10 protein-coding genes are annotated in these 9,605 nt (G+C 72.3%); 6 read left to right on the top strand and 4 right to left on the bottom strand.

Annotated elements, in window-relative coordinates; genetic code table 11:
• Window positions 1-270: 270 nt before the first annotated feature.
• From AB8Z75_RS25840 to AB8Z75_RS25830, 3 genes are all read left to right on the top strand, one after another.
• Window positions 271-546, top strand: coding sequence for a hypothetical protein (locus AB8Z75_RS25840; RefSeq protein ID WP_369205979.1), 276 nt, complete (start codon window positions 271-273; stop codon window positions 544-546).
• 132 nt (window positions 547-678) lie between these two features.
• Window positions 679-1,047: a WhiB family transcriptional regulator gene (locus AB8Z75_RS25835; RefSeq protein WP_369205977.1), complete on the top strand. Its 369-nt coding sequence runs from the start codon at window positions 679-681 to the stop codon at window positions 1,045-1,047.
• Window positions 1,044-1,409 carry a hypothetical protein gene (locus AB8Z75_RS25830; RefSeq protein ID WP_369205975.1) on the top strand — a complete coding sequence of 122 codons (366 nt, stop codon included), beginning with the start codon at window positions 1,044-1,046 and terminating at the stop codon, window positions 1,407-1,409. Before AB8Z75_RS25835 ends, AB8Z75_RS25830 begins: the two co-directional genes overlap by 4 nt.
• 168 nt (window positions 1,410-1,577) lie before the next feature.
• Here the strand turns inward: AB8Z75_RS25830 and AB8Z75_RS25825 are convergent, their stop codons facing one another.
• Window positions 1,578-3,059 carry an ABC1 kinase family protein gene (locus AB8Z75_RS25825; protein WP_369205973.1) on the bottom strand — a complete coding sequence of 494 codons (1,482 nt, stop codon included), beginning with the start codon at window positions 3,057-3,059 and terminating at the stop codon, window positions 1,578-1,580.
• A gap of 53 nt (window positions 3,060-3,112) precedes the next feature.
• Window positions 3,113-4,213, bottom strand: a complete 1,101-nt coding sequence (locus AB8Z75_RS25820; protein WP_369205971.1) for a ThiF family adenylyltransferase — start codon at window positions 4,211-4,213, stop codon at window positions 3,113-3,115.
• A gap of 210 nt (window positions 4,214-4,423) precedes the next feature.
• Here AB8Z75_RS25820 and AB8Z75_RS25815 point away from each other — a divergent pair, with 210 nt between their 5' ends.
• Entirely contained in the window at window positions 4,424-4,999 is a 576-nt protein-coding gene (locus AB8Z75_RS25815) for a M48 family metallopeptidase (protein ID WP_369205969.1), read from the top strand.
• A gap of 293 nt (window positions 5,000-5,292) precedes the next feature.
• On the opposite strand, the gene AB8Z75_RS25810 is transcribed toward AB8Z75_RS25815, so the two are convergent.
• Both AB8Z75_RS25810 and AB8Z75_RS25805 read right to left on the bottom strand, forming a co-directional pair.
• Window positions 5,293-5,826 (bottom strand): NUDIX hydrolase, encoded by a 534-nt coding sequence (locus AB8Z75_RS25810; protein ID WP_369205981.1) that lies wholly within the window; start codon window positions 5,824-5,826, stop codon window positions 5,293-5,295.
• Between the two features lie 41 nt (window positions 5,827-5,867).
• Window positions 5,868-7,529: a zinc-dependent metalloprotease gene (locus AB8Z75_RS25805; RefSeq protein WP_369205968.1), complete on the bottom strand. Its 1,662-nt coding sequence runs from the start codon at window positions 7,527-7,529 to the stop codon at window positions 5,868-5,870.
• A gap of 176 nt (window positions 7,530-7,705) precedes the next feature.
• Between AB8Z75_RS25805 and AB8Z75_RS25800 the strand changes: the two genes are divergently transcribed.
• Complete coding sequence (locus tag AB8Z75_RS25800) at window positions 7,706-8,806, top strand: SDR family oxidoreductase (RefSeq protein WP_369205966.1); 1,101 nt, start codon at window positions 7,706-7,708, stop codon at window positions 8,804-8,806.
• Window positions 8,807-9,076: 270 nt separating this feature from the next.
• Complete coding sequence (locus AB8Z75_RS25795) at window positions 9,077-9,580, top strand: molybdenum cofactor biosynthesis protein MoaE (RefSeq protein ID WP_369205964.1); 504 nt, start codon at window positions 9,077-9,079, stop codon at window positions 9,578-9,580.
• The last annotated feature ends 25 nt before the right edge of the window (window positions 9,581-9,605 follow it).

Genomic DNA, 9,605 nt, shown 5'->3' with positions numbered 1-9,605 from the left:
GGGGAGGGAGGGCCCACCAGAGCGGTACGTGAGACAGGCACCCCCTCCCCTCGTGCTCCCCTCGCACAGCGGGCCTCTCCCTCTGTCACAGAAGCTGTGACAGAAAGCCGCGAAAAATAGTTTGCGCCCGCCGTGCGGAGCCTCATAGCCTTCCGGACATGGAGAGGGCGGGCCTTTTCGTCCCGCCCACTTCATGCTCTACTCAGTCCTGAACATCTACGGATCGGCCCTCGCGGCCGGTCCCCGAGACGCCGAGAGGAGGCGAGACCAGTGGCCACGATGAAGACGAAGATCAAAATGACTGATCACTCGGTCATTCGCGCCTGCCTGCTCGGCTCCCGCCTCCACGGCACCGGTGTGTCCGGTGTCGCGCTGGGCGGCAATGAGCGACCGACCCAGGCACCCGAGGCAGCAGCACAGGCACGGGCAGCAGTGGCCTTTGCCAGTGGCTTCGTGGCCGACGGTGCCGGCGAGGGACGCCAGAAGACGCAGCGCTACACCATGTGGGCCTTCCGTGGGCTCGATCCCTGGAGAGATCCAGCCTGATCGGCGAGATCAGGTCGGCACCTTCCAGGGCCGCGGAACCCACACCGGGATCCGCGGCCCTTCTGTTTGCCCCGACCGGCCACCAGCCGGACCGACCAACAACAGACACACGACAGACAGGAAGAACCGACAGTGCACACCGAGACGCACCCCAACCCGTTGCGCCCCGCGCCTTCTCTGCCGCCTGATGCCACCACGGAGGACTCCTTGACCGCCCCGCAGTTCACCCTCACCGAGCTCGACGACGCGATCGAACGCCTCGGCGTCGACGTGCCCTGCCGTTCCTACGACCCGGAGGTCTTCTTCGCCGAGGCGCCGGCCGACGTCGAGTACGCGAAGTCCCTCTGCCAGACCTGCCCGCTGCGTGAGGCCTGCCTCGCCGGCGCCAAGGACCGCCGGGAGCCCTGGGGCGTCTGGGGCGGCGAGCTGTTCGTCCAGGGCGTTGTCGTCCCGCGCAAGCGTCCGCGGGGGCGTCCGCGTAAGAACCCGGTGACGGCATGAGCCCCCGCCGCCACGGCTCGGCCGCCCGCCGCACGGCGGCTGCCGGAACGATCGACAACCCGTCGGCGCTGGACCCCCGTATGCGCCACCTCACGAAGCAGGATCCAACGATGACATCCACCCGCGAGATCACCGCCCGCTCCCACTCACACTCCGACGCGACGCTCGTCCGTCAGAACAGGAACCGCGACATGCAACTCATGCCAGAAAGCCTGGCGAGGGTGCACATACACGACAGGCTGAGGGAGGCGGATGCGGAGCGGCGGGCGCTGCGACTGCGGACCGCCCGCCGCCTCCAGCGCCGGGCCGAACGGGCCACCCTCAAGGCGCGGCGCGCCTTGGCCATGGCCGTCATGCAGTAGGGAACATCCGCGGATCCGTCTGCGGAAAGAGCCGGGGCGTTCGCCCCGGCTCTTTCGCCGTTCGGGGGAGCCGCGCGGCCGATGGGCGACGCTGGGTGGCGGCCCTGCGGTGCGAGCGGCGGCCTCAGGGCATCCGTGCCCGGGGCGGGCGGGGGCCGACACCCGTGGTCACGACGCGGCTTCGGACGGCTCCGCTTCTCCGGACCCGGCGGTCTCAGCGGCCTCGGCGGACTTGGTGGTCTCAGCGGTCTCAGCGGCCTCGGTGGCTCCGGTGGCTTTGGTGGCTTCGGCAGGGCCGGCGGGCCGGGGAGGTTGCTTTGTGGGGGCGAAACCTGGGACCCAGCTCTCCATGTCGTCGCGCATCCGTACGGTGGCGCCGAGCTGGCACAGCACGCCGATGGTGCTCAGCGTCACCCGGTGGATGAGCAGGTAGGAGGGGGGCAGGTTGAGCTGCCGGCCCAACTGGTGGGCGGGGGAGCGCGGGTCGGCTATGCGGGCCGCCTGCCCCCGCATCCACTCCCTGCCGAAGGTGAACTCGGACACGTGGGCAGGCTCGATGATGGGCAGCAGATAATCCCGTACCTCTTCGGGATCCAGCTCGATCCGCTCTTTGACGAACCCTTCTTCCCGCAGCAGCTCATAGGCGGTCTCGGCGTCGCCGTCGAGTATCAGCCGCAGCACGGCGCCGATGGTGGGCGGGAGCCCTTCCGGCAACCGGTCCACGGTGCCGAAGTCCATCACTCCGAGCCGCCACTCCCCGGGCGTGGTCCTGCCGTCGGTCACGAGGCGGAAGTTGCCCGGATGCGGGTCGGCGTGCAGCAGCCCGGTGCGCATGGTCCCCGAGAAGAGGAAGCGGCTCAGCAGCTGCCCGGCACGGTCGCGCTCCTCCTGGCTGCCGTCGGATATCACCTCCGAGAGCGGTGTGCCCGGCAGCCATTCGGTCACCAGCACCTGCTCGCCCTGGTGCACCACGTCGGGTATCACCACGTCCGGGTCTTCGGCGAACTCCTGTGCGTAGGTGTGCTGGGCCTCCGCTTCAAGGCCGTAGTCCAGTTCCTCGGTCACCCGTTCGTGCATCTCGGTGATGAGCGGCTTGATGTCCATACCGGGGACGAGGGGGCCCAGCAGACGTGCGAAGCGTCCGAGTTGGGCGAGGTCGGAGGCCAGGGCCTCGCCCGCACCCGGGTACTGCACCTTTACGGCGACGTCGCGCCCGTCGTGCCAGACGGCGCGATGCACCTGGCCTATGGAGGCGGCTGCCGCGGGTTTGTCGTCGAACTCGGCGAACTGCTCCCGCCACTGTTCTCCCAGCCGTTCCGCCAGGATCGCGTGCACCGTGGCGGCAGGCATGGGCGGGGCGGCCTCCTGGAGGCGGGTCAACGTGGCGCGGTAGGGGCCGGCCAGCTCGTCGGGGAGCGCGGACTCGAAGACCGAGAGCGCCTGGCCGAACTTCATGGCGCCCCCCTTCAACTCTCCGAGCACCTTGAACAGCTGCTCGGCGGTGCGCTGTTGCAGCTCCTGGCCGACCAGGTCGGCGGAGAGGCCGCCGAGACGCTTGCCCAGCCCCCAGGCGGAGCGGCCCGCGAAACCCAACGGCAGGGCGGCCAGTTTGGCCGTACGTGTCACCGCCTTGCGGGGAAGATCAGTCATGCGCCCCTCCAACTCCACTGACAGCTCGATCGAGACGGCACCGAGGACGACGGCTACCCCGTCATTGTCGCGTGCGGGCGGCCGTTCGCGGAGTCCACGGGCGGGGCGCTCACGGAAGCGGCACCGCATGGACACTCGGGATGCGCGGTGAACTCCTCGGTGGCCGGCAACAGGTGGGGCAGAGCGAACCGCAGGCGATACCCCACCGCGCACGCGCCGTCGCCGTCGAGGTAGCTGAGGGCGTAGGAGGCCGTGGCTCCGGCGACCATGGTGGCCAGCGCGGTGTCGCAGGCGGGGACCCCCGTGCGCCGCCTGCTCGCCGTCCGCCACTGGCCCACCAGCATCGGCCAGCTCGGCTCCCGCTCCGCCCTGGCGCGCGTCAGGCAGTCGGAGCACGGCGAGGAACCGGGCAGCACCAGGGGCCCGACCACGCCGGTGGCCTCCACCACGCCGCCGTACAGATGCGGGGTCCGTGCGGACAGGAACCGCTCGGCGACCTCCGGGTCAGGGGCGTAGGCGTCCAGCCCGTCGCGCGGCGCGATGACCACCAGGTCGACGCCTCCTCGCGCCGTGCTCTTCCAGGCGCGTGATTCCCGCACCGCGCCGCGTGCCGCCACATCGCGACGCGTTCCCACCTGGTCCGCCGGGAGCCCGCCCGGCGCGGTGTCCCACTCCTCGACCACTCCGCCGTCCACGACATCCACCTGTCCCACACCGGCCGCCGCCAGTGTGGCCGCCACGGCAGCGCCCACGCGGCCGGCGCCCCGCACCTGTACGCGGGCCTCGCGGCGTGCCGCGAGACGGCGCACCGCACCTCCGGGCTCGCGGTGCACCACCGACAGGGAGGCCAGATCCGGCCGTAACCGGTCGGTGACGCTCGCGGAGGCCGCACGGTCGGCTGTCGCGTCGTCCAGCACCCCCGCCGTCGCGAGCCGTTCGGTGAGCTTGCCGGGGGTCTGGGGCGCGAGACCGAGCCTGTGGGCCTCCTGCTGGAGGCGCTCCATGCTGCGGGTGCCGTCCATCAACTCCATGAAGGCGGCCGTGGCGTCACCCATCGGCCCCAGGAGTACGGCGTGCGCGGGCGCCACGCCGTACTGCACGGTCTCGCGGTCGCGCCAGCCACGACGCAGTGCGGGTTTGATCATCGGATGCATGCTGCTCCTCGATGCCGGGGACGGCCGGGCAAGGGGCGGGCCCGTCCCGGCCCGGCCGTCGTTCGGTGGTGACGATCACTTTCGTTGACCGACGCCGACAGCATGCGGCCGACCGCCCGATCGACGCGCTGAGTTATCCACAGGCATCCGTGTTAGTCGTACAAATACGGGGCGCTGACTTCCTCCGCCGTCAGCGGGTAACGTCGAGGCGTGCCCGCCGACCCGCTGAACAGCACCAGCCGCACCAGCCCAAGCGCGGTCGAGGTGCGCCGCAGTGCGCGCCGTCGCCGTACGGTCTCCGCCTACCGGGAGGGAGACCGCACGGTCGTGCTCCTCCCGGCGCGCATGACGGCCGACGAGGAGAAACGCTGGGTCGGCGTGATGCTCGACAAGCTCGCCGCGCAGGAGAGCCGGCGGATGCTGGACGACGACGATCTGGCGCGGCGTGCGGCGCAGCTGTCCGCGCAGTATCTGGACGGGCACGCCTGCCCCTCCACGGTGCGCTGGGTCACCAACCAGAACACCCGCTGGGGGTCGTGCACCCCGGCGGAGGGCAGTATCCGCCTCTCCCACCGGCTCCAGGGGATGCCCGAGTACGTCATCGACTACGTACTTCTCCACGAGCTGTCGCATCTGCTCGTCCCCGGGCACGGGCCGCGTTTCTGGCGGCTGTTGGAGGCGTATCCGCGCACCGAGCGGGCGCGCGGATACCTGGAGGGTGTCGCGGCGGCGGAGCGGCTGCCGCATCTGCCCGTCTCCGGGGGCAAGGAAGAGGACGACATCTGACCTTGCCGTCGAGGTGGGTCGGAAGCACAGGCGGTGCCTGCCCCGGGTGCCGGCGGTGAGGGACCTCACGATCACCTGCCCCGGCAGGGCAACGGTCCCGTTGTCCTACGGCGGTCGCCGCCGACGTCCGTCCGCTCGCCATCTCAACCGCCAGCCGCCGCCAGTCGTGCGGTGCCTCAGCCGCCAGCCGTCAGCCGCCACCAGCTGTTCCGCCAGCAGCCAGCAGCCAGCAGCCACCAGCCGCCACCCCCGGCGGCCATGACAGCCGCGCCGTCATCCGGCGGCCACGTAGCTCACACGAGCGGGTCCGGGTGGTGGGCGGAGCGCAGGGCCGCCGCCGTCTGCCGGGCGAGCCGTACCACGGACTCGTCGGCGACCTCGGCCACCTCGTCGAGGCCGACCCAGCGCAGCTCCAGTGACTCGTCGCTGATCGCCTCCACGGCTCCCGCCGGAGCGAGGGCCGCGTACTGGACGTCCAGGTGCCACGCGCACGGGGTGCGGTGTCTGTCGAGCCTGACGGGGCCGCCGGGCAGCAGCGTCAGGCCGGTGATCCCGGACTCCTCCGTCGCCTCCCGCAGCGCGGCGTCGGCCACGGTGGCGTCCCCGGGTTCGCAGTGGCCGCCCATCTGGAGCCACATGCGCAGCTTGCGGTGCAGGGTCAGCAGCACTCTGCCGCCGTCCGGCTCGACGACCAGGGCGCTGGCCGTCAGATGCCCGGCGGAGCACGCTTTCCACATGCCGTCCGGGTGTGTGGCCAGGTGGCGGAGGTAGTCCTGACGCAACTCCTCCTGCTCGCTGTCACCGTCCGAGTGGCGCCACCGGGTCAGAACCCGTTCCGCGTCGGCGTGGAGAGCGCCCGGTGCCGCCTTCACTGCTTGCCCTCGTCCTCTCCGCCTCCGGAGCCGCCCTCGTCCTTGCCATCCGCCTGGCCGTCCGCCTCGCCGCCACCGCGTCGACCCTTGCCGTCGTCCGCTGTGCCGGTGCCGGTGCCGGTGCCGGTGCCGGTGCCGTCCGTCCGGTCGGTTCGGTCGGTGCCGTCCGTCCCGTCCGTGCCCTCCGAGCCCCGGCGTGGGGTGTCTCCGTGGGGACCGTCGCCCGGGGACGGCTCGCTGGGCGACTCGGTGGACCGTTCGGTGCCCGCAGCCGCGTCACCCAGAATGCGGTCGAGCTCGGAGAAGTCCGGCTGCTCGCGGTGTACGAAGGCGTCCGGGTCGTCCAAGTCGGCCGCGGTGGGCAGCATGTCCGGGTGCTCCCACAGGGCGTCGCGCCCCTCGGAGCCGCGGGCGTCGGCCAGGGAGGCCCACAGCCGGGAGGCGTCCCGCAGCCGGCGCGGGCGCAACTCCAGGCCGATCAGCGTGGCGAACGTCTGCTCGGCGGGGCCGCCGGAGGCGCGTCGCCTGCGCAGCGTCTCGCGCAGTGCCGAGGCCGACGGCAGGTGGGGTTCGGCAGCCGCGTGCACGACCGCGTCCACCCAGCCCTCCACCAGCGCCAGCGCCGTCTCCAGCCGGGCGAGCGCGGCCTTCTGCTCGGGGCTGTCCTCGGGCTGGAACATGCCCTGCTGCAGCGCCTCCTGCAGCTCCTCGGGGCGCTGCGGGTCGAGCTGGCCGACGACGTCCTCGAGCTTGGCCGTGTCCACCTTGATGCCCCGCGCGTACCCCTCCACGGCGCCGAAGAGGTGCGAGCGCAGCCACGGCACGTGGGCGAACAGCCGCTGGTGAGCCGCCTCCCGCAGTGCGAGGTAGAGCCGGACCTCCTCCTGCGGGATGCCCAGCCCCTTGCCGAGGGCCTCGATGTTGACCGGCAGCAGAGCGGCCTTGCCCGCGGGGCCCAGCGGGAGGCCGACGTCGCTGGAGCCGACGACCTCACCGGCGAGCACGCCCAGGGCCTGCCCGATCTGGGTGCCGAACATGGCGCCGCCCATGGAGCGCATCATGCCGAGCAGCGGCCCGGCCATGGCCTGCATCTCCTCGGGCAGCACGCTGCCCATGGCGGCACCGACGCGCTCGGCGACCGGGTCGACCAGGTCCTTCCAGACCGGCAGGGTGGATTCCACCCACTCGGCGCGGCTCCAGGCCAGCGCCGTGCCGGAACCGGACGGCAGCGAGGTGACGCCGTCCAGCCACAGGTCGGCCAGGCGTACCGCCTCCTCGACGGCCGCACGGTCCTGCGGGCCGACGGAGGCGTCCTTGGAGCCGTCCTGCGCGCCCGCGGCGACGGTCTGGCGGGCGATGTCCTTGGCCATGTCCCAGTTCACCGGGCCGCCCTCGTAGGAGAGCATCTGGCCCAGCTTCTGGAAGGCCGCTCCCAGGTCGCTCGGGTCGAACTGGCCCTGCTGGCCGCCGCCCAGCGAGCCGAACATCGCGGCGAGCGGGTTGTCGGCTCCGCCGGAGCCGGGACCGCCGCCGAAACCGAACGGGTTGGGCGTGCCGCCGCCCGGCTGCTGGCCGCCGCCCTCCGGCTTCTTCTTGCCGTCGTCCCCGTCCTCGGGCTCCTCGGGAGGTACGCCGAATCCGAATGGGGTGTCACTCACGGGTTTCCTCGGCTCTGTCTCGTCTGTCTCGTCGGACGGTTCTTGTGGTTCCGGGACGGTCTGCGTGTCGCGCATGTCCTGGGTGCGATCTGCGAGCTCTGCCCCCAGCCTAGACACCAGTCAGGCAGGATGGAGCCTGCGCACCTCGTACCAGAAACAACCACTGGAGACGCCCGGTGAGTTCCTCCGAGTCCCACGTTCGCGCAGCGCGAACCCCGACCGTCGCCGTCACCGGCGCCGCCGCGGGGGTCGGCGCGCTGCTCACCGAGCGGCTCGCGGCCTCCGAGGAGATCAAGCAGGTTATCGCCCTCGACGAGCGGCGGGGCGAGGTGAGCGAGGCCCAGTGGCACACGCTGGACGTGCGTGACCCGGCCATCGCCGACCGGCTGCGCGGGGACGGCGACCCGGTGGACGTCGTCGTCCACCTCGCGCTCGACCTCGGCCTGGAGACCGACCCGGCCGCCCGCACCGCCTACAACGTGCGCGGCACCCAGACGGTGCTGACCGCCGCCGCGGCGGCGGGTGTCCGCCGCGTCGTCCTGTGCACCTCGGCGATGGTCTACGGAGCGTTCCAGGACAACGACGTACCGCTGTCGGAAGAGGCGGAGCTGCGGGCGACAGCCGACGCCACCGGCGTGGGGGATCTGCTGGAGATCGAGCGCCTGGCCAGGCGCGCTCCCCGTGCCCACCCGGGGCTGAACGTCACCGTGCTGCGCCCCGCCGTGTTGGTGGGCGCGGGCACGGACACCACACTGACCCGCCATTTCGAGTCGCCGCGGCTGCTGGTGGTCGCCGGATCGCGCCCTTGCTGGCAGTTCTGCCACGTCGACGACCTGGTCACCGCGCTCGAGTACGCGGCGCTGGAGAGGGTCGAGGGCGAGGTCGCGGTCGGCTGCGACGGCTGGCTGGAGCAGGAGGAGATCGAGCAGCTGACGGGCATGCGGCGCATGGAGCTGCCCTCCAGCGTCGCCCTGGGAGCCGCTTCCCGGCTGCACCGGCTCGGTCTGACGCCCTCCCCGGCGGCCGACCTCGCCTACACCATGTATCCCTGGGTCGTCAGCGGCAGCAGGCTCCACGACGCGGGCTGGCGGCCCCGGTGGACGAACGAGGACGTGCTCGCCGAACTGTTGGAGGAGGTGGCGGGCAGGCACACGGTCGCCGGGCGGCGCCTCGGCCGCACGGAGGCGGCGACGGCGGCCGGTGCGGCGGGTGCCACGGTGGCCCTGATCGGCACCGCGGCCCTGGTACGCAGGGCGCGCAAGCGCCGTGGTCTGTGAGGGACGGGCACGCCCCCGGGGGGCGGGGCACCGGGCGTCTGTGAGCGGCGGTAGGTCCCACGGCCGGTCCGCCGGGGTCTGCGGGGGACGACGGTACGTCCCACGGCCGGTCCGCCGGGGTCTGCGGGGGACGACGGTACGTCCCACGGGCGGTCCGCCGGGGTCTGTGAGCGGCGGCGGTTTCCCCGCGTCAGCGCCGTGCTCCGGGTGCGCGGACAGCCGCAGCGCGCGGGAAGCCGGGTGTTCCGGATCGACGGCGGGTAGGGCAGCATGACCGGCATGGCACAGACGTACGACACAGCCGGCAGCGGCGGCCAGGGGACGTACCCCGACCACCCCGGCGAGCAGGGCGCCGAGGACCCCATCCGCCTGCTGGGGGTCCGCGAGACGCCACTGTCCGTGGACGAGGTCTTCGCCGCGGTCGGTGACGACGCGGCGGGTGGGACGGCGCTCTTCGTCGGCACCGTCCGCGACCATGACGGCGGGAGCGACGTCGCCCGTTTGGGCTACTCTGCGCATCCCAGCGCGGAGACCGAGCTGCGCCGTGTCGCCGAGAAGGTCGCGGCCGACCATCCGGTGCGCGCCCTCGCAGCCGTGCACCGTGTCGGCGATCTCGCGGTGGGGGACCTGGCCGTGGTGGTGGCGGTCTCCTGTCCGCACCGCGCCGAGGCGTTCGACGCCTGCCGCAAGCTCATCGACGACCTCAAGCACGAGGTGCCGATCTGGAAGCATCAGACGTTCTCGGACGGCACCGAGGAGTGGGTCGGAGCCTGACCCTCCCCGAGACCTGCCCCCGCCG

The organism is Streptomyces sp. PU-14G (assembly GCF_041028275.1).
Lineage (GTDB): Bacteria > Actinomycetota > Actinomycetes > Streptomycetales > Streptomycetaceae > Streptomyces.
This window is presented reverse-complemented; position numbering and strand designations above follow the sequence as displayed.